The sequence below is a fragment of the Paenibacillus sp. FSL P2-0173 genome (genome assembly GCF_038008045.1).
GTDB lineage: Bacteria > Bacillota > Bacilli > Paenibacillales > Paenibacillaceae > Paenibacillus > Paenibacillus polymyxa_B.
Genome location: NZ_JBBOYK010000001.1, coordinates 1,680,299 through 1,702,220 on the forward strand (window position 1 = coordinate 1,680,299; position 21,922 = coordinate 1,702,220).

21 protein-coding genes are annotated in these 21,922 nt (G+C 44.8%); 8 read left to right on the forward strand and 13 right to left on the reverse strand.

What is annotated here, in order from left to right:
• The first annotated feature begins 72 nt into the window (after window positions 1–72).
• The 3 genes from MKX30_RS07380 to MKX30_RS07390 all read left to right on the forward strand — a co-directional run bounded on the left by MKX30_RS07380 (window position 73) and on the right by MKX30_RS07390 (window position 4,225).
• On the forward strand, window positions 73–1,530 hold the full coding sequence (locus MKX30_RS07380; protein ID WP_076157571.1) for an RtcB family protein: 1,458 nt from the start codon (window positions 73–75) through the stop codon (window positions 1,528–1,530).
• Between the two features lies 1 nt (window position 1,531).
• Window positions 1,532–2,812 (forward strand): AAA family ATPase, encoded by a 1,281-nt coding sequence (locus tag MKX30_RS07385; RefSeq protein ID WP_023989822.1) that lies wholly within the window; start codon window positions 1,532–1,534, stop codon window positions 2,810–2,812.
• Between the two features lie 258 nt (window positions 2,813–3,070).
• The gene (locus MKX30_RS07390) at window positions 3,071–4,225 is read left to right on the forward strand and encodes an MFS transporter (protein WP_341062680.1); all 1,155 of its coding nucleotides are present in this window, start codon (window positions 3,071–3,073) and stop codon (window positions 4,223–4,225) included.
• Window positions 4,226–4,344: 119 nt separating this feature from the next.
• Here the strand turns inward: MKX30_RS07390 and MKX30_RS07395 are convergent, their stop codons facing one another.
• From MKX30_RS07395 to MKX30_RS07405, 3 genes are all read right to left on the reverse strand, one after another.
• Window positions 4,345–5,097, reverse strand: a complete 753-nt coding sequence (locus MKX30_RS07395) for an amino acid ABC transporter ATP-binding protein (RefSeq protein ID WP_028542489.1) — start codon at window positions 5,095–5,097, stop codon at window positions 4,345–4,347.
• A 14-nt stretch (window positions 5,098–5,111) separates the two neighbouring features.
• Window positions 5,112–5,780: an amino acid ABC transporter permease gene (locus tag MKX30_RS07400; RefSeq protein WP_023989825.1), complete on the reverse strand. Its 669-nt coding sequence runs from the start codon at window positions 5,778–5,780 to the stop codon at window positions 5,112–5,114.
• A 73-nt stretch (window positions 5,781–5,853) separates the two neighbouring features.
• On the reverse strand, window positions 5,854–6,705 hold the full coding sequence (locus MKX30_RS07405; RefSeq protein ID WP_023989826.1) for an amino acid ABC transporter substrate-binding protein: 852 nt from the start codon (window positions 6,703–6,705) through the stop codon (window positions 5,854–5,856).
• 278 nt (window positions 6,706–6,983) lie between these two features.
• Between MKX30_RS07405 and MKX30_RS07410 the strand changes: the two genes are divergently transcribed.
• Window positions 6,984–8,285, forward strand: coding sequence for an MFS transporter (locus tag MKX30_RS07410; RefSeq protein WP_028542487.1), 1,302 nt, complete (start codon window positions 6,984–6,986; stop codon window positions 8,283–8,285).
• A 128-nt stretch (window positions 8,286–8,413) separates the two neighbouring features.
• Here MKX30_RS07410 and MKX30_RS07415 read toward each other — a convergent pair whose 3' ends face one another.
• Entirely contained in the window at window positions 8,414–8,671 is a 258-nt protein-coding gene (locus MKX30_RS07415; protein ID WP_023989828.1) for a GlsB/YeaQ/YmgE family stress response membrane protein, read from the reverse strand.
• A 296-nt stretch (window positions 8,672–8,967) separates the two neighbouring features.
• Here MKX30_RS07415 and MKX30_RS07420 point away from each other — a divergent pair, with 296 nt between their 5' ends.
• Both MKX30_RS07420 and MKX30_RS07425 read left to right on the forward strand, forming a co-directional pair.
• Window positions 8,968–9,231 carry a YkgJ family cysteine cluster protein gene (locus MKX30_RS07420; protein WP_176716855.1) on the forward strand — a complete coding sequence of 88 codons (264 nt, stop codon included), beginning with the start codon at window positions 8,968–8,970 and terminating at the stop codon, window positions 9,229–9,231.
• 36 nt (window positions 9,232–9,267) lie between these two features.
• Window positions 9,268–10,218 carry an acetylxylan esterase gene (locus MKX30_RS07425; RefSeq protein ID WP_053325927.1) on the forward strand — a complete coding sequence of 317 codons (951 nt, stop codon included), beginning with the start codon at window positions 9,268–9,270 and terminating at the stop codon, window positions 10,216–10,218.
• 128 nt (window positions 10,219–10,346) lie between these two features.
• On the opposite strand, the gene MKX30_RS07430 is transcribed toward MKX30_RS07425, so the two are convergent.
• Window positions 10,347–10,670, reverse strand: coding sequence for a DUF3817 domain-containing protein (locus MKX30_RS07430; RefSeq protein ID WP_053325928.1), 324 nt, complete (start codon window positions 10,668–10,670; stop codon window positions 10,347–10,349).
• A gap of 152 nt (window positions 10,671–10,822) precedes the next feature.
• Here MKX30_RS07430 and MKX30_RS07435 point away from each other — a divergent pair, with 152 nt between their 5' ends.
• Window positions 10,823–11,827: an LLM class flavin-dependent oxidoreductase gene (locus MKX30_RS07435; RefSeq protein ID WP_341062681.1), complete on the forward strand. Its 1,005-nt coding sequence runs from the start codon at window positions 10,823–10,825 to the stop codon at window positions 11,825–11,827.
• A 322-nt stretch (window positions 11,828–12,149) separates the two neighbouring features.
• Here MKX30_RS07435 and MKX30_RS07440 read toward each other — a convergent pair whose 3' ends face one another.
• From MKX30_RS07440 to MKX30_RS07455, 4 genes are all read right to left on the reverse strand, one after another.
• The gene (locus MKX30_RS07440) at window positions 12,150–13,766 is read right to left on the reverse strand and encodes a cellulase family glycosylhydrolase (RefSeq protein WP_023989832.1); all 1,617 of its coding nucleotides are present in this window, start codon (window positions 13,764–13,766) and stop codon (window positions 12,150–12,152) included.
• Between the two features lie 406 nt (window positions 13,767–14,172).
• Window positions 14,173–14,424 carry a hypothetical protein gene (locus MKX30_RS07445; RefSeq protein WP_025723818.1) on the reverse strand — a complete coding sequence of 84 codons (252 nt, stop codon included), beginning with the start codon at window positions 14,422–14,424 and terminating at the stop codon, window positions 14,173–14,175.
• A gap of 223 nt (window positions 14,425–14,647) precedes the next feature.
• Window positions 14,648–16,408 (reverse strand): dihydroxyacetone kinase subunit DhaK, encoded by a 1,761-nt coding sequence (gene dhaK, locus MKX30_RS07450; RefSeq protein WP_341062683.1) that lies wholly within the window; start codon window positions 16,406–16,408, stop codon window positions 14,648–14,650.
• Between the two features lies 1 nt (window position 16,409).
• The gene (locus tag MKX30_RS07455; protein ID WP_341062684.1) at window positions 16,410–17,543 is read right to left on the reverse strand and encodes a glycerol dehydrogenase; all 1,134 of its coding nucleotides are present in this window, start codon (window positions 17,541–17,543) and stop codon (window positions 16,410–16,412) included.
• A gap of 189 nt (window positions 17,544–17,732) precedes the next feature.
• Here MKX30_RS07455 and MKX30_RS07460 point away from each other — a divergent pair, with 189 nt between their 5' ends.
• Entirely contained in the window at window positions 17,733–18,764 is a 1,032-nt protein-coding gene (locus tag MKX30_RS07460; RefSeq protein WP_341062685.1) for a PocR ligand-binding domain-containing protein, read from the forward strand.
• Between the two features lie 172 nt (window positions 18,765–18,936).
• On the opposite strand, the gene MKX30_RS07465 is transcribed toward MKX30_RS07460, so the two are convergent.
• The 4 genes from MKX30_RS07465 to MKX30_RS07480 all read right to left on the reverse strand — a co-directional run bounded on the left by MKX30_RS07465 (window position 18,937) and on the right by MKX30_RS07480 (window position 21,918).
• Window positions 18,937–19,143, reverse strand: coding sequence for a hypothetical protein (locus MKX30_RS07465; RefSeq protein ID WP_341062686.1), 207 nt, complete (start codon window positions 19,141–19,143; stop codon window positions 18,937–18,939).
• A gap of 148 nt (window positions 19,144–19,291) precedes the next feature.
• Window positions 19,292–19,735, reverse strand: coding sequence for an SUKH-3 domain-containing protein (locus MKX30_RS07470; protein WP_028542481.1), 444 nt, complete (start codon window positions 19,733–19,735; stop codon window positions 19,292–19,294).
• Between the two features lie 505 nt (window positions 19,736–20,240).
• Window positions 20,241–20,723 (reverse strand): SUKH-3 domain-containing protein, encoded by a 483-nt coding sequence (locus MKX30_RS07475; protein ID WP_341062687.1) that lies wholly within the window; start codon window positions 20,721–20,723, stop codon window positions 20,241–20,243.
• Between the two features lie 736 nt (window positions 20,724–21,459).
• The gene (locus tag MKX30_RS07480; protein WP_028542479.1) at window positions 21,460–21,918 is read right to left on the reverse strand and encodes an SMI1/KNR4 family protein; all 459 of its coding nucleotides are present in this window, start codon (window positions 21,916–21,918) and stop codon (window positions 21,460–21,462) included.
• Window positions 21,919–21,922 lie beyond the last annotated feature (4 nt).

Consider the following 21,922-nt stretch of genomic DNA (forward strand, 5'->3'; position numbering starts at 1 on the left):
TTTTTTTTGTTTTTTAAATCTTTTTATGCAAGTATTTATGAATTTACATGAAGAAGGGAACTCCCCATTTATATGAATATACAACATACAACCAACTCGTCCTTGCATGAAGGACCATACAGCCATCTGATGAAGCTTCCAGCAGGTGATCTAACCGTATATGCTTCTCAGCAACTTTTCTCCTCACTAGATTACAAGGTGTTCGAGATGGCTAATAACAATTTACAAATTCCAGGTATCCGCTATATGGGATACACACCAGATGTACATGTAGGCGTCGGAACCTGCATCGGTACGACTGCTGTATGGGGAATGGAGGACGGCTATGTATCTCCCTCCATCGTTGGCAGTGATATTGGCTGCGGCATGCGCGTACACCTGACCAATCTGCACAAGGATGCTTTGAAGGAAACCAAGCTACGCCGCAAGCTGGTCAAAACCATCGACAAATACTTGCCCATGGAAGCCCACCAGCGCGGGCATTATTCGGATATCCGACTGGAGCATATTGTACGCAAGGGTCTACACGGCTTACCCAACAAATATATTCCGGACAGCTACACTCCTAAGAAATCCACCTCACTCACCCATGTAGAGCACAGTAAGTTCTCCTTTGACGAGGAGGTGCTGAATCTTGTCGAAGACCGTACATGGCATCGGGCTCACCGACAGCTCGGCACACTGGGTGGAGGCAATCATTTCGTCGAAATTCAGGCGATTGAAATCGCGGAGGAAAACCGCGAAACAGCTGAAGCGTGGGGTATGTTCGACGGTCAGGTGGCTGTGATGATTCATTCTGGATCGCGGGCTTGGGGTGGAGCAGTCAGCCAGGCAAGTTCATCTGCTATTGCCAAGACGATGAGCCGTCTCGGACTCGGTACCTCCGATCCAAGACTGGTATTCGCACCGCTGGACCATCCCGAGGCTGCACATTATGTCGATATGATGTATTCGGCGCTAAATTATGCCGTGGTGAACCGACATCTCATCGCATACTCGGTGCGTGAAGCCTTCCGCGATGTCTTTGGTACAAAGTGCGAGTTGCGTACTTTATACGATCTAATGCACAATTATGCTTGGAAGGAATCCCATCCGGATCACGGCAGCGTGTTTGTGCATCGTAAAGGTGCTACGCGTGCTCTTCCAGCAGGACACCCCGACAATCCGCGGCCTTATCAGGCGACAGGGCATCCGGCCCTGATCCCCGGCTCTATGGGGACAGCCTCTTATATTATGGTAGGTTTACCGGGCGGTCAGGATAACTTCCACTCCATTTGTCATGGAGCAGGCCGTATTCGTTCGCGTTCTGCGACCAAACGACTCGTCAGTGTGGACGATTTTGCAGGGGCCCTGGGTGTAGGGACAGACGACGAAATTGTGGTCAATCAGGCATCACTGGAAAGCATTATCGACGAATCTCCGCAAGCCTACAAAAATGTAGATGATATTATCGAAAGTGTCACCGGGGCAGGACTCGCAGCAGTTGTAGCCAAATGCAAGCCGCTAGCCGCCCTGAAAGGAGCCAAATAATTTGAGTATAGACATCCCAGCTATTTACGAATTTGATGAACGTACAGATGGGCGCATTACCGGTTATGCCGCTTATGCCCGTCTGATCGACGGTATCAGTGAAGCACTCTATAACCGCTACGGCGTAAAATACGTGCTGTATGCCAGCGATGATCCCAATATTGAGTATTGGGATTTACTGGAGGAGGACATTCGTGCAGGCAGTCCCGATCTGGAGCATGTAGCACGGGTCTTCGATCGTCTGGAGGAACGCACCATCCAGTATGACGATGACGGACCGACTCCTGAATACGGCGTGCATCTGTCGATGCGTAATAATGTATTCGCCTATCCCAAGTGGGGCATCGCGCTGGCGCGAGTTCCCTTTTTCCGTGAGAATGGCGTGTACAATGAAGATTACGTATTTGCGATAGGCGACCAAGAGCTGCAAGGCTTCCTCGCGGGAGTACGCGGTCGTGAACGTAAGCAGAATATGAAGCGTGTCACCGTTTTTACCGACACAAGCCGTGGACTTTCTCGGCAGGCAGAGCCGATAACCCGCGCAATTACGCGGGATGACGTGATTTTGAAAGCGGAAATCAAACGGGATATTTTCCGATCACTCGATCAGTTTTTTGAAGCGGATCGTACCTTCTATCAGACTTATAACATTCCTTACAAGCGTGGTATTCTGCTATACGGCCATCCGGGCAACGGTAAAACAACACTTGTAAAATCAATTGCCAGCAGTGTACCGGGTCCAGCAGCCTACTGGCAAATTACGGAGTATACAACCAGTGAATCGGTCAAAGAGGTGTTCGAGGCGGCTACTCGCCTGGCTCCGATGGTACTGGTTATTGAGGACATTGATTCCATGCCTCAGGAGGTGCGTTCTTTTTTCCTGAATACCCTCGACGGTGCTACATCCAAGGAGGGCATCTTCCTGATCGGAACGACCAATTATCCCGAAAAAATCGACCCAGGTCTGATGAACCGGGCAGGGCGTTTCGACCGGGCTTATGAAATCAGTTTGCCTGACGAAGCGCTGCGACTGGCGTATCTCAAGCTGCGCAACTTCCTTGTTTTTGCAGGGGAAACAGGTACACAGAAGGCGGCAGCCATGACTGACGGGTTTTCGCTGGCACAGCTCGGAGAACTGTATGTCAGCACTGCTCTGGAGTGGCATGAGCAGGGAAAAGCCGATATTGAACTGATTATCAAAGGTATGCGAGGCGAGCTCGATAAGAGCCGTAAGCAGGACTGGTTAAAAAATGTGGCCGAAGGACGAGTCGGGTTCTTCTGAGTTATCCTTTCATTGCCTTATCAAGAAATTTATGTTACGTTCATAAATAATAAAGTATCGAAAGGGTGACCTTAAGCCAATGATCTACTAATCCTATTCCACCAAAGAAAAAAATCGTAATCTTACGAATTTTCTGGATAGGATTAGTGTAGGCTTTGGGTATTCACGATAAGCATTGCTTCTTTGACGGGAGCAGTGTATCTTCTTGTTCGCACGTCTACCTCCTATCCAGAAACCAATGGATAAGGAGGTTTTTGCATGAAAAGAATACTTGGAATCCTAATGATTAATATCTTCATCGTTATGGTGGGCGTTGGTTTAATTACCCCCATCCTGCCAGAACTGATCATTGAGTTTGGAGCCAGTGGACGGGCGATCGGTTTATTGGTAGCAGCCTATGGCATGACACAATTCCTGCTCTCTCCCCTGACTGGACAGCTGTCTGATCGATATGGGAGAAAGGCATTCATCGTCGTAGGTGTCATTGTTTTTGCTGTGGCTAAATTTATCTTTGCTATTGGAGATGAGCTGTGGATGCTGTATACCTCAAGACTTCTGGAAGGAATGGCAGCAGCCCTGATTGTTCCACCCATGATGGCATATGTAGCGGATATTACAACAACCGAAGAACGCGCCAAAGGAAATAGCCTGCTAGCCGCAGCCATGTCATTCGGATTTGTTATTGGACCTGGACTGGGTGGTCTTCTTGCAGGATATGGAACGAGAGTGCCGCTTTACGCAGCGACAGGTACTGCTATGGTTGCTGTTATTTTTTCAGTGTTTTGTTTGCCTGAAAGTTTATCGAAAGAGCAAATGAAAGCAGCGCGGGCAAGAATGATTCAGAAGGAATCTATTTACAAACAATACGCGAGATCGTTGAAGTCAAAATATACGATGCTCTTTGTACTTGTCCTGGTGATGACCTTTGGACTCGCTAATTTTGAATCTGTTCTTGGTTTATATGTAACGAACCGCTTCCAATTCTCACCTCAAAATATTGCTGTCATTCTGACCGCAGGTGCTGTGATCGGAGTCGGTATGCAAGCATTAGTTGTTGCTAAAATAATCAATAAGTTTGGTGAACAAAGGGTGATCAAAGGATCGCTTCTTTTCACCTCAGTTGCTTATATTTTATTTCTCTTAGCCAAAAATTTTTGGAGTATCTTCCTTGTCACTTCCCTTATTTTCTTTGCCACAGCTATGCTTCGTCCAGCTCTTAATACACAATTATCGAAGATGGCCGGGAATGAGCAAGGATATGTAGCGGGTATGAATAATGCCTATATGAGTGTCGGGAATATTTTAGGCCCTACTCTTGCGGGATTTTTGTTTGATGCAAATCTGTTCGCTCCATTCATAGCAGGCTGTTGTATTCTGTTGATTACTTTTTTGCTTACATTAAAATTGAAATAAAAGAGGACAACTGATGAGCAAAAGGCAGCTACGGGTTCGAGGCTTATTTTTCAATGCCCGGCTGTAGCTGCCTTTTTATTCAGTCTAAACGCTTATTTTAATAAATACTGTAATTCCCTTTATTCCGCTTCCCCGCTCAGACGATTCAAAAACTGAATAGCCCGTGGACTGGTGGGCTGCTCCAGAACCTCATGCGGCGTACCCTGCTCAACGATTACACCCTGATCCATCAAAATCACATGGTCCGCGACCTCAGCTGCAAATTTCATTTCATGGGTGACAATGACCATGGTCATCCCTTCGGCGGCCAATTGCTTCATGACCTTAAGCACCTCGCCTACCAACTCGGGGTCAAGCGCAGAGGTCGGCTCGTCAAACAATAGTACCTCAGGTTCGACCGCCATTGCCCGGGCAATACCGACCCGTTGCTGCTGTCCTCCCGATAACTGATGCGGATAGGATTCCGCTTTATCAGCCAACCCCACTTTTTTAAGCAACTCCAATGCACGTTTGCGCGCCTCATCCTTGCTCTTTTTCTGAACCGTGACTTGGCCCTCCATCACATTTTGTACTGCTGTCATATGCGGGAAGAGATTGTAGGCTTGAAATACCATCCCTGTCCGCTTGCGCAGCGCCAAAATGTTTTCTTGCCGGAGCTTCGTTCCTTTCGCAAAATTCAGTACAATATCCCCTACTTGGATCTCTCCTTGGTCAGGAATTTCCAGCAAATTCAAGCAGCGTAAAAGCGTTGTTTTACCAGAACCTGAAGGACCGATGATAACAAGCACTTTCCCCTTACCCAACGTCACGTCAACACCCTTAAGCACTTCCAGCGAGCCGAACGATTTGTGTATATTCCGAATTTGGATCACCGGTACAATCTCCTTTATCTGACGGAAAAACGGCCTAGTCGCTTCTCCAGGTAATTTTGCAGCACAGTCAAAATAGTGCTAAACAGCAGGTAAATAACCCCAGCCTCGGTATACACCAATAGCGGTTCGTATGTGGTAGCTACAATCTGGTTAGCCGTTCTGAACATTTCCACATAAGTGATGGTCGCAGCCAGTGAGGTATCCTTCACTAAGCTGATGAATGAATTAGCCAACGGAGGTACGGACACACGGGATGCTTGCGGAAGCACGATACGCCGCAATACTTGCCAGCGCGTCATACCCAGAGAGTATCCCGCCTCCCATTGGCCTTCCTGAATGGATATGATAGCCGCACGCATAATTTCAGAGCTATAAGCCCCTACGCTGAGGGTAAAGCCGATCACTGAAGCAATAAACGGGTCCAGTGTAATACCCACGGAAGGTAAACCATAGAAAATAATATACAATTGCACCAGCAAAGGAGTTCCTCGAATCACCCAGACATAGAAGCCGAAAATCAGCTTGAGTATTCTCCATTTGGACAGCCGGGCCAACGCTGTAATCAGCGCCAGCACGAGTCCCAGAGCAAAGGAGATAAGCGTGAGCGGAATCGTAAAAGAAACCCCTGCTTTTAGCAGAGGCAATAATGAATCGATAATGATTTGTATTTGACGATCATCCATTGTACAGACATCCTTTGAAAAGATAGGTTTGAGAAGATTCGGTTCGACTTGGCGAACGTTTGGTCTTCATTTATTATTTGGATACGTCAGCTCCAAAATATTTCTCGGAAATTTTCAGGTACGTACCATCAGCCTTCATATCAGCCAGCGCTTTGTTTACTTCCTTGATCAAATCTTCGCTGCCTTTATTGAATACAGCTGCGCTGTGTGAAGCATCTGGAGATTCGTCCACCTTTTTGATGGGTGCGTCAGGCTTTTGCTTTTTCAGATCGAGATAGGATAATCCATCATTGACGGTCGCATCCACCCGTTTGGAAGTGAGGAGGTCGATGGCTTGGTTGAATCCCTCTGTTGCCACAATTTCCGCACCGTTGCTTTTCGCGATTTGAGTCAGGTTACTGGTCAGGGACTGCCCAGCCTTTTTTCCTTTTAGATCAGCAAATTTCTGGATGTCTGTATTGTCTTCGCTTACGATCAGAACTGCCTTGGAGACAATGTACGGATCGGAAAAATCATATTTTTGCTTACGCTCATCTGTAATGGATACTTCATTAAAAACCGTGTCAAACCGCTTGGAGTTCAACCCTGCGAATATGCCATCCCATTGCGTCTCGATAAACTCCGGTTGCACCCCCAGGCGTTTACTCACTTCAGTCGCAATATCGACATCGAAGCCTGTCAGCTTACCAGCAGCATCATGGTAGGTAAACGGAGCATAGGTACCTTCCGTGCCAATTCTTAGCTTGCCGCTTGCTTTTACAGATTCAAGAGTAGCTGTAGCAGTAGTATCTGCTTTTCCATTATTAGATCCGTTATCTCCGGTAGATGCATTATTGGTACTGGCGCCTTTATCGTTGTTACCGCAGGCCGAAACCAGCAATGCCATCACGATGAGTACAATCGGCAAAAAACTAAATTTTTTCATGGTATCCACACTCTTTCCCTTTTTCTTGATAACCTAGCACGCGGCTGGTCATTGAATAGTACATCATTCATTTTCACGCGTCAATGCTTTTATCCAATAATCCCTATGCAAAAGGTAAGTTATATATCTTTGCAGCCTAAAGTTATTCTAGGTTGACTCTTTCATTGGCAGGCTATTCATTACAACTCCCCTCACAGCAACTTTTTCTGTACCCTTACGTTAGAGATTTCGTATAATAGGTTTTAATATGCAGTTTAGAAATATACCGGAGTGTGATCATGGATACCCAAAATTCAACCTTATCCTCTACATCACCTGAAGGAAGTCACTCGGCCTGGGCTACCTTCACTTCACCTTTAAAACAATCCAAAGCGTTCACCTTGTTGTGGCTTGGACATTGGATCGCAATGTTGGGGAGCTCAGTCACCACAGTCATTTTGCCACTGGTTATCTATTCCCTAACAGGCTCGACTACTATCATGGGACTGGCGATGACTGTTTATATGCTGCCTAACGTACTTATTCTGCCTTTCGCAGGAATGATCGTGGACAGAATTGACCGAATTCGTCTCCTTCTGTTTACGAATATCGCCCGGTTTGGACTGATGTTCATTGCGGCAGTGCTGATGTTTACAGGCGGGATGAAATTGCCGGTTCTATTCGTTGGCCTAGCGTTGTACGGATTGATGGACGGTATCTTTAATCCTGCTTATTCTGCCTTACGCGCACAGGTGTTCACACCGGACATACGTAATGCAGCTAACGCGCTTAGTCAGATCAGTATACAAGCCGTCCGTCTACTTGGCCCTCCGTTAGGAGGCTTCATTGTATCTTTTTCCTCACCGGGTGTCGGCTTTGGACTGGATTCCATCGCTTATCTGATATCTTTTGCCTGTTTTTGGATGCTGAGCGCTCATTTGGCCTCCATCATCGGCAAAGGTCAGGTAGATCCAGAACAGCAAGATCAGGGTGGACAGCATTTTCTCAAGGATTTTATCGCAGGCTTTATCATTCTCAAAAGCCACCCCTGGCTATGGATTACGATTCTTGCCTTTTCCTTCATTAATATTTGTTATTCAGGCATTATCGCTGTACTCATTCCGTGGCTGTTCAAGGTTCATCATGGCTACAATCCAGTCATATACGGCATTGCGATGGCAAGTAGCGGCATTGGCGCCATGCTGGGGGCCTTTGTGTATGGATCACGCAAACATTGGAAGCATCGCGGTCTGCTCGCATACTTAGGTGCTTTTGTCAGCGGCCTTGCTTTACTACTGTTGTCTGTAGTCACTTGGATGCCAGGACTGATTATGAGCATGATGCTCGAAGGATTTGGCATTATGATATTTGCGATTATCTGGGAGACAAGCCTTCAGGAATTAGTCCCAGCCGAGTCTTTTGGACGTGTAGCTAGTCTGGATCTAATGTTTTCCTTTGCCCTGCTCCCTGTCGGCTATCTGGCCGTAGGTGCTGTAGCGGATAAGCTTGGTGGTATGTTCACAATTGGCATGTTTGCAACCATCGGCATGTGTATCGTGCTCGGCGTTCTAAGTGTTCCTCATATCAGGCGTTTTCAATAGGAAAAATTCGTCACTTTTCCTCAAAAAAAGCTGCTCCCACAGGTTCTTTTTCGAACCTTGCGGAAGCAGCTTCTTTCCATTTTTAGCCTTGTGCCCATAGGGGCTAGTCTATTCAATAATTCGTAAAGTTACCCTCTACTCCGTCCAACGGAACGGAAGATCAAGCTTACAATCACGACCAGCACAATCGCACCAATTAATGCAGGAACGATGTAGAACGATCCGATTTCAGGACCCCAGTTTCCCAGAATCAAGCTACCCAACCATGCGCCGATAAAACCAGCGATGATGTTACCTATCACGCCACCCGGAACATCACGACCTGCAATAATTCCTGCCAACCAACCAATAATACCACCAACAATCAATGCCCATAACCAACTCATTTTGCGTCACCTCGTTTAAGTTTTTATCGTTGTGTTCTATTATTAACCACTCGAACTCCTTTTGAACACACAAAAGACGATTGGTTAATATTACCACAGAACGGAACACTGATTTAGGGACTTGATACCATCTTACGTGCCTCTACGACTATTTATACCCCTTGTGTGAAAAGTGTGTCTCATATGCGTTTATCCTTGTATTCCTGCTTTTTTTGTGCCATCCTCACATTATGGCTTCATTAATGTCACTTCATGCATAAGTTACAAAAATAACAGATTTTAAGGAGTGACCCCAACTGGAGTGTCGAGTAGGATGTGCCGCGTGCTGTATTGCCATTACGATTTCTTCCCCTATTCCCGGCATGCCAGATGGAAAACCAGCTGGTGTTCCTTGCCCTCAGCTCACTTCCGATTACCGTTGCCGATTGTTTGGCAAACCTGAGCGCCCAGTTGTATGCAGTGGATTCCATGCTGATGAGGATACGTGTGGAAGCACTAATGAAAGAGCATTTGAACTGCTGAGAAAGCTGGAGGAGTCAACTTTACCGGGTAAAACTTAAGGAGAAGTTCATTCTATATGAAGGAGAATTTTAATTATGAATGTTATTGAAAAAAGAATTGCCGAATTAAAGCAATATCGGCCCGATCTTACCGCCCCGAAGGATATCGATTTATTCTGGGCCAAAACATTGGAAGAAGTACACACCAAACCTGTACGTGCGTTCAAAGCTCCCGTAGAAACACCATATCCTCATATCCTTGCCTACCGGGTTACTTTTGAGGGTGTCGATGATACGCCTCTGCATGCCTGGTATGTACGCCCCCGATTTGCCGGAGATCAAAAGCTGCCGTGTATCGTTCTGTTTCATGGCTATACAGGCGGAAAAGGCTATCCTGAAGATTATTCCTCTTGGCTCATGCTTGGCTTTGCTGTATTGGCAGTAGATGTACGTGGTCAGGGAGGAGAAACGGGAGACCGTCTGGGTGATCCTCACGGTACGGTTAAAGGCTGGGTAACGAAAGGAATATTGGACAAGGATACCTGCTACTACAAAACGATTACAACCGATGCCCTTAGAGCCGTAGATTGGGTAGCGGAGCAGTCGGATGTTGATTCGGCTAAAATCGCAATCAGTGGCGCCAGCCAGGGCGGCGGACTTTCATTAATGGTGGCTGCGCTCAGCGATAAAGCTGCCATTACGGTCGCGGATATCCCCAATATGTGTCATATGGATTTTGGTATGATGAATTCTACCAGTTCACTGACGGAAGCAGCTGAATTCGTCAACCGATTTCCGGAGCATTTGGAGCAGGTACTACATACATTAAGTTATTTTGACGTGATGAATCTTGCTCATCGCATTCGTACCCCGATCATGGTATCGGTAGGGTTCAAGGATACTGTGTGTATGCCAGAGACGATTTTCGCCGCTTATAACCGTATTGAATCACCGAAAACGATTGAAATTTATCCGTTTACCGGACATTGGGTTGAAGGCTTTCAAAGACGCAAAACGGCAGAATTTTTAGTTCAGCATTTTTCATAATTCCTCCGGTGCACAAAAAAAGAACACCACGCATCAAACTGCGTAATGTTCTTTTCTACTGTATCGGGGCCAGTTCCGCTTACGCTAGACAAACTCCTCGACACTTCACACTAAAAAATCTTCTAAGATTACGATGCAGCTCGCTGTTCTGCTGCCGAATCCCCTGTCCATTTTCGCACCCAAACAAAATCCATAATCATCAGACCAAACGGGATGAAGGAGGCGAACATAATAAAAAGAGGCCGCCGTATAGACCAGTGCAGTGCTGTTTTTCCATAGATTAAAGCAACGAGGAGCAACAAAAAGCTCACCCGGTATATGTTACCAATCACCATAACCGCCTGGGTCATGCCCGCAGCTTGCAGCGGCTGGTGGGTGAATAGTATCGCCAAATAAGCTATAGCTTGAAGCCAAAGCATGAGTCGGACACGCCCCAAAGGTGTTCTTAACACAAATTCAATCCCCTCTCCATAAGCAAGGATGTTCTCTCATCCTTTACACATCCTTTATTATAACGAAAAGGTCCCCAAACTCCAACCTATCCATTTTTGAGTTTTGACCTAATGAGTTGTGTCTGATACAGTTGTGTAAGAGGTGATTATAAATGCTTAAACTGGGTATACTGGACCAGTCTCATATTCCTGAAGGCTGTAATGCTCAGGATGCATTATCCAATACAACAGATTTAGCGCGTGAAGCTGATCAACTGGGATATAGCCGTTATTGGGTATCCGAACATCATGCGTCCAAAACACTAGCGCACTCCAGCCCTGAGGTGCTGATTGCGCATTTGGCTGCTCACACATCACGCATTCGTGTAGGTTCAGGCGGTATTATGCTGCCACACTACAGCGCGTATAAAGTCGCCGAAAACTTCCGCTTGCTGGAGGCACTCCATCCAGGACGCATCGACCTGGGAATAGGGCGTGCTCCCGGTGGTTTACCGCTGGCTACTCGTGCCCTGCAGGAAGGCAAGTACCAATCTGTCGAACAATATCCACAGCAGATTCTCGATTTAATCGACTACTTCCATGATTCGGTGCCTGACAATCATCGATTTGCCGGTCTTCATGCCTCCCCGATGATATCGACCGTCCCTGAATTATGGTTGCTTGGCTCCAGCGGAGAAAGCGCTAGATTGGCTGCGATGATGGGTGCCTCCTATGCCTTTGCCCAATTTTTCGGGACTCCAGGTGGTGTAGAAGCTACTGCACGTTACCACGAGCAATTCCAGCCTTCGATCCTAGGTGATAAGCCCCATTCCATGGCGGCAGTTACGGTGGCCTGCGCGGAAACCGAAGAAGAAGCTGAACAACTGGCGTCCAGTGCTAGTTTGTATTTCCTTTTGCTCATGCAAGGTAAAGAAATGAGTTCTCTTCCGTCGGTGAAAACAGCAATGTCCTATCCGTACACGGAGTTGGATCGTGAGCGGCTGCGTCAATCCGCAGCATGGCGTGTTGTTGGTACCCCTGAACAGTGTAAGGAACAGCTGCTAAGACTGGCTGAGCAGTATCGTACCGATGAGTTGCTGATCGTTTCATCCATACATGACTTTGATAAACGTGTTCAGTCCTACCGTCTGCTGGCCAAAGCTTTTGATTTGGTATAGACACAGTTGAACGGAGGCTGAGCTTCAGAAACATAAAAACCCCCGCCTGCCTATAATGGCAACAGCGGGGGTTTGTCGTATGAGAGGGGTTCATTGGAACCACCCACTCTGCACTATGGAAGTAATTCAAGCACCACAAAAGTCGAACATCATCTGGTACTTTGGTAGTATATATACCGAAACTAAAGTGTTAGTCGTTACCTTCTAAAGTTCCAGTCCTCATATACCAAAGGCGCATATTCTATACTCCAAACCTTGGAAATATTCCACCCAAAAGTCCCATATCTTTACTCGTTCCGATAAAGTTAGTAACGATTAAATTCTAAGGCTCTATCCCCCAAACCAGCTTACCCTGCTGATATACAGTGCCATGGTCCCAGTCTGCGAATGCTGTTTGGGTAGCACCATAGGAGTAATCGTTGGTCTCATCAAAATTGCTCCAATTTGCAGCATGAATCCGGGGTTGAATTTCTCCGCTTTCCCCTCCGGGCTGAATCGTTCCCGCTCCATCTGTGAAAGAGATCTCCATATATTTATCAGCCTTAGCCTTTGGATTCGGCAATGTTACAAATGTTGCTTTTACCTTTTCATTGCCAATCCTGGCCCAGTCTACAAAAAACTGCTGAGCTTGTTTGCTTTCATCTGTGTAATAGTAGCGAATTTTTAGATCACTCAACTTCACAGCTGTTTTCCCTGTATTTTTGATATTAAATTCAGGACGGATTGCGTTATCCTTGGCGTTCGTGTCACCGGTGCGATACTGAAGCACAATCCCTTGATCGTTACTGCCTGGTGTACTTCCTCCGTTACCGTTATCGCCGCCGTTGTTGCCACCACCGTTATTACCGCCAGTGTTGCCGCCATCTCCGCCGTTATTCCCACCGTTGTTTCCGCCTCCACCATTGTTGCTGGAGCCTTCCAGAATCGCCTGTTTTACGAATTTGCCGGAAGCGGACAATTGTGAATCAGGCCATCCGCCCTTACGGTCAGCACCAGGCAACAGCGCAGCAGAGGTCTCATTTTTATCTGCCAGCGACCAGTTAGCCCAACTGATTCCACGGCTTGCCAGAAAATCAGTCCATACTTTGGATTCATTCAGGAACGGACCACCGTTACCCGAAGCATCGCTTGTACCCCACTCGGTAGCAAATATGCCCACGCCTTTGTTCAGCGCATAATCGACCCGATCGCGCAAGTACTGTCCATGCGTACCCGCATAGAAATGTACGGTATACATTGTATTCTTGTCTGGAAGTGGATGGTCTGCTGCATCATGTACATCCTGACTCCATGTGCCTGTTCCTACAATAATAATATTGTCCGGGTCCTTAGCACGAATAACCTGAGATACCTCAGACGCATAAGGTCGGATTTGATTGTTCCAGTTCACATTCCCATTCGGCTCATTGGCAAGCTCATAGATAACGTTAGGCAAATGGCCGTACTGAGTCGAAAATTCATTAAAGAAAGCTTTGGCTTCATTTTTATGAATGTTCGGATCGCCATCTGAGAGAATATGCCAGTCAATAATGACGTACAAGCCCAGTTTCTGTGCTGCCTCAATCGCTTCCTTCACTTTATTTTTCAAAGAAGGATTGGCGATATAACCATCTTCTTCAGTGTACAGTGCAACCCGGAATACGGAAATGCCCCAATCGTCCCGTAGCCATTTCATAGAGTCCTGATTTACCAGATCCCCAAACCATTGGACGCCGTGAGAGCTAATACCTTTGAGTTGTACAGGTTTACCGTTTTTATCCACCAGTTTACCATTCTTTACTGAAAGTTGTCCGTAACGTTCCACAGGGGTCGTCCCAGCAGCCTCTGCTGTTTGCGTATTCCAGTTGAATCCGTTCGTTAACGTTAACAGTAATACTGCTGTTAGCATCACCGCTACTCTTTTTGCGATCCTTGGCAGGATCCATTGCCCATTCATCATTTACACATTCCTTCCTTTTTATAAAGTAGATGAGACTTATCAGTACGTTGTTCTCCGCTCTTTTGCCCCCTCCTTCATACAACAAGAGGATCAGGTCCAAACATAGATGTCACTTACCTGTATATGGATGATACTACTATTATAGTTAGTTTCATGTTACATTTCGACTTTATGATAGAAAATGAACAGGAAGTCACGGTTTTGGGATGTGTTCTGCTTAGTTGACTACTATAGAGTACTAAAGGGACAAAAGACTCATTTTCCAAATGCAAAATTTGGAGAATTTTAGTTGTTTAATAAAAAAAGACTGCTTCCCGATGCTTTAGCTCGGTATAGCAGTCTTATAGATGATCTTATATGTGATCGAATAATGTTACAAATATCGTCTTAACGTATGATCTCCCTATTACCCCTGAGCGGTTGCTTGAGGCTCTTTGGTCGTCTGATCTTCCTTCATATCGCCGCCATCCGTCGCTTGATCTGTCAGTACAGTCTCAGATGAGTTACCTATTACCTTGTCTATAAGTTGCAGCCAAGGTTCTTCACTACCTCCACAGCTCTCAATATCACCGAGCAGGGACTCTAGCGTGGTTCCTTCTTCTGGCAAATCAATAACTAAACTGTCTTCGTCAACTTGGATGGTGCAGCAGGTTTTCATTGTAAATCCCTCGCTTAATTCATATTTGAGCATGCAGTAAGCTAGCTCAGATGGGATGAACTCCCATGGATTCCGGGATAAGCCCTTTGAATCCGTCTGAAATTATAAACCTAATGCACATCAATTGCAATGAACAAACCTTGAATTTTTAAGAATTAGCGAGTGTTACAGAATGGATATCTAAATGAAGTGTTCGCTATAGTAATTTTGGATATATAGAGAATCATTTCAAACACTCAGCGAGCTCCGTAAATATCACCCCAAGCGCATAAGCCCCCGCATCTGGATAACCGAGGCTTCTCTCTCCGACCGTTCCGGCACGACCCATGCGCGCCACGATGTCTTCCGTCTTTTTGGCCCCTGATACAGCGGCTTGAGCACCACTTACAAAGGCTGCCTTCACATCAAAATCTAATTTCGCGCTCTCCAACCAGCTATCCGCACATGGCACTAATGCATCTATAAGCGTTTTATCGCCAACGACGGCTCCTCTGCCGAAAGAACGTTCGCCTGTCGATTGTATGCCTTGCACCGCAGCCTGCATCATATCGGCGAATTCGGAAACGGTGAGTTCGGTTCGTTCGCCCGCAGATCGTGCCGCTGCGCGAAATGCTGAACCCCAGATCGGACCCGAAGCGCCACCGCAATATTCCATGATGACGAGCGAGCATGAATGAAGAAAGGCTCCCATCGTCAAAGAATCTTGATTCAGGATGTCTCTCCATTCCCGTTTCAGCTGACGAAATCCCTTAGCAACGCTCATGCCAAAGTCGCCGTCGCCTGCATGAGAGTCAAGATCGCAGAAAGGTACCTCATTCTTGATGATAACCTCGCTCATCTTATCGACTAAATAGATAAGATTGTTCAACGTAACTTTGTTGTTCTCAATAACCGCGAAGGCAGGGTCCGTTTCCACCTCAAAGGATACTTGCCGCTTTTCGTCTGCTACAGTTGAAATATCCGTGAATACGACATGATCAACAGGTCCAGCCACCTTGAACGCAGGTGCGTTGCTTTCATGGGAAAGGAGCGTTTTCAGTTCGTTGTCCAGCTTCATGATGGAAACCGAGATGCCTGCCATATCGATACTCGTCATATAATTGTTGACAAAAGTGCGATCGATCGTGATCCCCTTCGCTGCTAGTTCGCGAGTGACCGAATGATTGAAGAGGTACAGTTCTTGCAGAGGGGTGCCGCCGAAACCATTGATCAACAGGGCGATTTCTCCGCCGAATCCAGTTTCGATCTGCATGTCTCGAAGGAGATCGGTTACCATTCTGTCTGCCAGCGTATCCGCATCCGTCAGCTTCTCGCGGCTGGTCCCAGGCTCGCCGTGAATGCCGACGCCGTACTCGATTTCATCATGCCCGAGCTCTAATGTTGGCGTGCCCTTCGCCGGCACGGTACACGAAGTCAATGCGAATCCAATACTGCGTACATTCGCAGCGGCTTTCTCCGCCACTGCTTTAACTTCCGCCAGACTCCGGCCCTCTTCCGCCGCTGCACCCGCGATCTTATGGACGAGTACCGTTCCCGCCACCCCGCGCCGTCCGACCGTATATAGGCTGTCTTCTACAGCGATGTCGTCTTCAACCTTTACATAGTCCACTTCCAGACCGTCTTCAGTGGCCAAATGGGCGCCGTTTCTAAAGTTCATAATATCGCCGCTGTAATTTTTAATAATCAGCAGCGCACCTTTTTTCCCGGTTGTCGCTCGGATGGCCTGATATACTTGAATTTGTGAGGGAGAGGCGAAGACATCACCGCAGACCGCGGCATCGAGCATCCCTTTGCCAACAAAGCCGGCGTGGGCGGGCTCATGACCACTGCCACCGCCGCTGATGAGCGTTACTTTCTCCGCGTTCAATTCCTTTTTTTTGAGCACTTTGTATTTTGGCAGAAATTCCAGCTCGGGATGCGCGAGCGCAATACCGCTGCACATCTCAAGGACCAAATTTTCCGCACGGTTGATGACCTTTTTCATGCTACTTTACCTCCGCTTTGTACTGGCTCCCGATACGGTCGGCCGCAGCGATTGCCGCTGCAACCTGCTCCACTGTGACCGGAAACGGCATGGAATGAATCGATTCCTCCAGAATGCAGGCCTTTGCAGCTACTTCCATGAGTTCTTCCTGGCTGATATGATCGACGCCAATATCGGCCAAGCAGACCGGTAAACCGACGGCTAAACAGAAATCAAGTACCTGATGTAATTCTTCCGTCGGTGCGTTTTCGAGCACCAGCTGTGCGATCGTGCCGAATGCAACTTTCTCTCCATGATAATAATGATGCGTGCCTTCCAAAATCGTGAGTCCATCATGAATCGCATGGGCCGCCGCAAGTCCGCCGCTCTCAAAGCCCAGGCCTGAGAGTAAAATATTAGTTTCAATGATATTTTCGAGTGCTTGCGTAACTTGGTTTTCATCACATGCCGCTTTTGCTTTGGCACCGTCTTTCAACAGCATTTCATAGCATAGCGTTGCAAGTGCAATCGCCGCATTTGTACCTACTGTTGGCGCACACTGTCCTTCGCGTACTCCGTTAGGCAGTCCGGCATTGACCCTGGAGTAAGAACGGGAGGTCGCACGGGCTTCAAAGTAAGTCGACAGTGCATCACCCATGCCTGATACGAGGAATCGGGTTGGTGCATTGGCAATTACGGTGGTGTCGACTAATACGACACTCGGACTTTGCTTAAAATAGGCGTAATCGTCGAAAGCGCCTTCCGGGGTGTAAAGAACGGCCGAGTGACTTGTCGGTGCATCCGTCGCAGCAATCGTCGGACAGATGATAAGCGCTTCCCCTTGGGCCACGCATTTCGCCGCGTCGATCGCTTTCCCACCGCCGAGACCTACGATACAATCGCATCCATTCGCAGTAGCAATTTCCTGAAGTCTAGACACTTCCTGTCTGGAACACTCACCCATAAAACCGCTTTCAATAAAGGTCACGTTATATTTATCCAAAGTGGAATCAAGCTTATCTTTTACCCGCGCCACATCGGCAGGATGCGCAATCAGTAAAGCGGATTTGCCGAAGGTGCTCACATAGTAACCCAAATTCAACAATTCGTTTTCACCTTGTACATATTTGCTTGGGCTGATAAAAGCTTTTCTCATCTATAATTCCTCCTTATGATTGTGTTGGCTTCGTTCTGATTAAAACTATAACCGAACCATGTAAACTTTACATTGGAGGAATCAAGGAATATATTATAATCTACAATCGTATTTTTTTGCACTGAAGATCACAAATTGTACTTTTTTGTTATCGCTTACAGGATAATTTACCATTAAGGGATGAGAATCTTGATACGTGAACATTTGAGCATCCAGAAAATCTTTGATTTGAAAAAGTGGGAGCAGTTGCAGGATTCATTAGCATCCGTTACCAAATTAGCCATTCTCACCGTCGATTATAAAGGGAATCCCGTAACTAGCCACAGCCAATGCCAATCGTTCTGCAAGAAGGTTCGCCAGGATGAGAGTCTCCTTCCCTACTGCCAAAAATGTGACTCTCGCGGCGGTCTTGAAGCGGTGCGTTCCAACAAACCTTATATTTATCTCTGTCATTATGACATCGTCGACATCGCGGTACCGATCATTATTGACGATAAGTACATCGGCGCCGTCATGGCAGGTCAGGTCCGCTTAGCCGATCCTTCGAGCGCCTTACAGCTGGAGCAAATCCTCACGTCAAAAAATGAAAAACTGTACAGTTCCAAATGGGAGGAACTTAAGAACGACTACGCCGATCTGCCATCCATGACCTATCAGGAAATTCAGACGATCTCCAACATGTTATCCTTATTGTGTAATTATATTGTTGAAGAAGCCATGAACAAAAATCTTCTCGCAGAAATGTTCGAGAAGGCGTCGGCCACACAGTCCACTCTGCAGTTGTCCGAGATCCTTCCTGGCTACTCGTTGGAGCATATCGAAAGCCTTAAGAAAGAAATGAATAATTTCTTAGCAGATGCCTATCTGAATTCCTCAGGAGATGTGGATATTCCGTGCGGAAATCCCGTACTAAAACCCGCCTTTGAATATATTTTTCAGCACAAGGGTGAAACTTTTTCTCTCAAAGCCATGGCTGACTTGTGCCACATTAGCCCAAGCTATTTTAGTCGGCTGTTTGCCAAGGAAACGGGGGAGAACTTTTCCAGCTATCTTTCCCGCCTGAAGATTAAATGGGCGAAGCAATTGCTCGAAGCTACAGATATTCCTGTATCTCAGATCAGTAGCGAGCTCGGCTTCAATGAGCCGGGATATTTCATTAAAATATTCAAAAAATATGAAGGCACAACGCCCGCGGTGTACCGAAATTATTACAAGGGATAAAATAAACGAAAAACAGATGATTCACGGGTCTATCGTCTCCATGATCATCTGTTCATATTGTTCCGTCCAAGTTACGTATCCAGGTCGTGCTTCTCAGGCTGCCTGAGTTTGTGTTTTTCGCTCAATCACCGTCCCCTTTTTATCAGTTATTTTATGGAGTGTTTCTTTATCTTTACTGTAGTGTTTCTGACTGATCCTGAGCGTTCGTTACATTGTACATGGATACAGATTTTTTCTTGCGAAATAATTTGGCGAAAAACTTGCCTATTACACCAAACATACCTGCACAAGCAGCACCAATAAGTATGATAACCTTAATTCCCGCGCCCTTAAAAAAAGCAATACTTGAGATTGGCAAAATTACTTTTACTATCGCCATTTCTTCTCCATGTAGTTCCTTTCCATTTTTATTTTGGGTATACAGAAAAAAAGCCTATTCCCCCATTGATTCAAAACGGAATAAGCTTTAAAAGTTTATTAAAACTGAAGTTATTTATTGCTTAGTTGACTTTGTTAAATACTTAGCTTCATTCCTCACTAATTACCTTTACTTCTTTACTCTCACATAAATTATTCATAGCTTCATATATATTATTGCCAAATTTCCAAATATAATAATCGTCCATGATACCGTATACTTTTCCTGTCTTAGACATAAACATAGTTGCATTATCGTCATATGCCAATCCGATTACAACTAGCTCTTCTCCAATTATCGTTTCATACCTGCGATAGTGTTTCCTTTCGATTCCTTCCCTTAAAAATTCAGGACCTATCTGAAAGTCATCTGATTCGTCACTAGGCACTGAATACTCTAGTCCTCCGAAATGTTCAAATGCCTCTTTAGCAGGATCAAATACTTCAAATCCTTTTTTTTCTAAAAAGTTTATTGTTGAGCTGGTCTCTACTTTTCTTTCAGAATACCAACCAGCATCTTTTAAAACATTAATAGTTCTTTGCGAAAAAGTCATATGTTAACCTCACTCAGTTTATTTATCATTTAAATTACCATTATCAACCATAAAGTCCTTAAATGTTTCCTTGCATTTTTTAAGTATCTAGTGCTTCATAAATGTTATCTCCGAACTCTAAAATGAATATTCATTTTCCCTACATAAAACACTATAATTAGAAATAAATATTATTAATTTTGTACTATGCGCCTTGTCTAACTACAAGTTTTGTTTATACTGTATATTTACTGACAACTCTCGCAGCAACACTCTAAAAGCCTCAGTCTATGAAAGTATGCCTTTATCCATTTTCGCAACTTTCGCTACTAAATTGTAATCGATTATTTCTCTGCTACTTCTAGCTTTTGATACGGTTTGCAAAAAAAGACTTACCTCAACTCAAATTTCGAGTGGAGTAAGTCTGTGGCTAAGTTATTAGCTTTTATTAATCGTATTAATTCAGTATATTCTACTTTCGTGGTAGTACGTAGGCTATTTTATATTTGATCTACAGTACTATAAATTAATCCTCAGGAAATAAATTAGGGAATTTATCTTGGTCTAGATATTCCTTGTTAAAATAAACTTCTAACATTTCATAAAAATCGAAACCTATAAAAACAATATACATAAATTCATATGAACCAGCAAAATAAAATTTATCTGAGTCTGAAATATAAATATCGAGTGTACTTCTAGGAAAGAAACCCAAAGGTGTCAACTTCTCACCAATTATTTCTTCAAATTCTTTTAACTCTTCGAATGTTACCTCGCCTTCACTTGGATCAAGTATTAAAGATGTATAATAATTCGAGCCTTTGGATGGTAATTTCAAATTTATACCTCCAAATTCCCCCAATATATTTAATGCTAAGGGATTTGGCGTAATATTGTACTTTTGATACATGTCCTTATAATGTGATATATCAATTTTCCTTCCTTCATACCAACCATTTTCCTTGAAGTATTTTTTAATCTTTTCGCTCTTAAAAATGTTTCCCTCCATTATTTATTTTTTCCTTAAATACAATTCAAATAAATAATCCATAGTGCCAAATCCTCTAGATTTAATTCTTTTATCAACAGATGATTAGTTGCATTAAACTCAACACAGTTCTTATCTATCTACGCAATAGGTTAGATACAGGAATTTTACCGTGTTCTTTAATTGTTTGCTTTCCCAACCCTTTCTGTCCCGATTTCCCACTAAATCTAATATCAATGCTACCTATTTTTCTATCGACGGTAACAGCTTGCTATCTTTAGAGCACTACTTTGAATCTTTATGAACTTTGACAAGACCTTTTTAGCAAGCTAATCCGCTTCTTCTTGCGTAAACTTATAACTCATGACCTTATTGTAATTCTTCTGCATATCTGTCTGTGGAAGTCGTACGCTGTCCATCTTATTAACGTGTGGAACCGATGGAACAGAGGCTCTGTTGTCCATTTAAATTTCTGACCCAGTTAGCTGCCGGTCTGCTCCAGCTTGTTTACATCTTTGCCAAAGCTCGCTCCGAGGCTGGGACAGATCACTTGTCTAACTTTAGCGATATCACTATTTCCTTCACTGTAGTGACACCATTTATGGTCGTGTTGTGACTGTAATCGGAGCTACCGTTGACATTGCGCCATCTCCTCACCACCCCCAAGGTAGCAGCTAGAGTAAAAAAAAAAGCCCTAAAGGGAATTTTGGACTTTAGAGAGTCCTATTCCATATTAGGGACTTACTATATTTTAGAATTAATCTGGCTTGAAGAGTGAATTTACAAACTCGCTAAAACTTTGGGATACTAATTTAATAAATTCTTGCTTTAACCCGTTGTCCTCCTCAATATAATCCAAATCGCAGAAATAGACTGTTCCTTGGTCCTCTCCATTTATAGAAAGACATATAAGACTATCTGCAGGATCTACACCAAAAGGGATAAAATTAGAAGGAATTATTTTCCCAATATTATATTTTTCATAGTAATATTCTAAATTATTCTCCGTTTCTTTACTTAGTGGAAGAAATAACATAATTGACGATGTTATTGTCTTATCTTTTGTTTCAAATCTTCTTCGAACAGTCTTACCTCCATTATGACACAGTAAAAAATTCTTATAATCATTTGGCAAGATAAGATTAAACGTTTCTTCAAAAGTTTCTAATTCTTGATTTTTAATTGGTTTAAATGAAAATTCAAATTCTATATTCATAAAA

Excerpts from the sequence above, each read along its gene's own strand:
- MKX30_RS07440 (WP_023989832.1), bottom strand. The coding sequence starts at position 13,766 with ATGATGAATGGGCAATGGATCCTGCCAAGGATCGCAAAAAGAGTAGCG.
- MKX30_RS07415 (WP_023989828.1), bottom strand. The coding sequence starts at position 8,671 with ATGAGTTGGTTATGGGCATTGATTGTTGGTGGTATTATTGGTTGGTTG.
- MKX30_RS07465 (WP_341062686.1), bottom strand. The coding sequence starts at position 19,143 with ATGGCGATAGTAAAAGTAATTTTGCCAATCTCAAGTATTGCTTTTTTT.
- MKX30_RS07455 (WP_341062684.1), bottom strand. The coding sequence starts at position 17,543 with ATGAGAAAAGCTTTTATCAGCCCAAGCAAATATGTACAAGGTGAAAAC.
- dhaK (WP_341062683.1), bottom strand. The coding sequence starts at position 16,408 with ATGAAAAAGGTCATCAACCGTGCGGAAAATTTGGTCCTTGAGATGTGC.
- MKX30_RS07470 (WP_028542481.1), bottom strand. The coding sequence starts at position 19,735 with ATGACTTTTTCGCAAAGAACTATTAATGTTTTAAAAGATGCTGGTTGG.
- MKX30_RS07405 (WP_023989826.1), bottom strand. The coding sequence starts at position 6,705 with ATGAAAAAATTTAGTTTTTTGCCGATTGTACTCATCGTGATGGCATTG.
- MKX30_RS07475 (WP_341062687.1), bottom strand. The coding sequence starts at position 20,723 with ATGGAGGGAAACATTTTTAAGAGCGAAAAGATTAAAAAATACTTCAAG.
- MKX30_RS07480 (WP_028542479.1), bottom strand. The coding sequence starts at position 21,918 with ATGAATATAGAATTTGAATTTTCATTTAAACCAATTAAAAATCAAGAA.
- MKX30_RS07425 (WP_053325927.1), top strand. The coding sequence starts at position 9,268 with ATGAATGTTATTGAAAAAAGAATTGCCGAATTAAAGCAATATCGGCCC.
- MKX30_RS07445 (WP_025723818.1), bottom strand. The coding sequence starts at position 14,424 with ATGAAAACCTGCTGCACCATCCAAGTTGACGAAGACAGTTTAGTTATT.
- MKX30_RS07390 (WP_341062680.1), top strand. The coding sequence starts at position 3,071 with ATGAAAAGAATACTTGGAATCCTAATGATTAATATCTTCATCGTTATG.
- MKX30_RS07380 (WP_076157571.1), top strand. The coding sequence starts at position 73 with ATGAATATACAACATACAACCAACTCGTCCTTGCATGAAGGACCATAC.
- MKX30_RS07400 (WP_023989825.1), bottom strand. The coding sequence starts at position 5,780 with ATGGATGATCGTCAAATACAAATCATTATCGATTCATTATTGCCTCTG.
- MKX30_RS07410 (WP_028542487.1), top strand. The coding sequence starts at position 6,984 with ATGGATACCCAAAATTCAACCTTATCCTCTACATCACCTGAAGGAAGT.
- MKX30_RS07435 (WP_341062681.1), top strand. The coding sequence starts at position 10,823 with ATGCTTAAACTGGGTATACTGGACCAGTCTCATATTCCTGAAGGCTGT.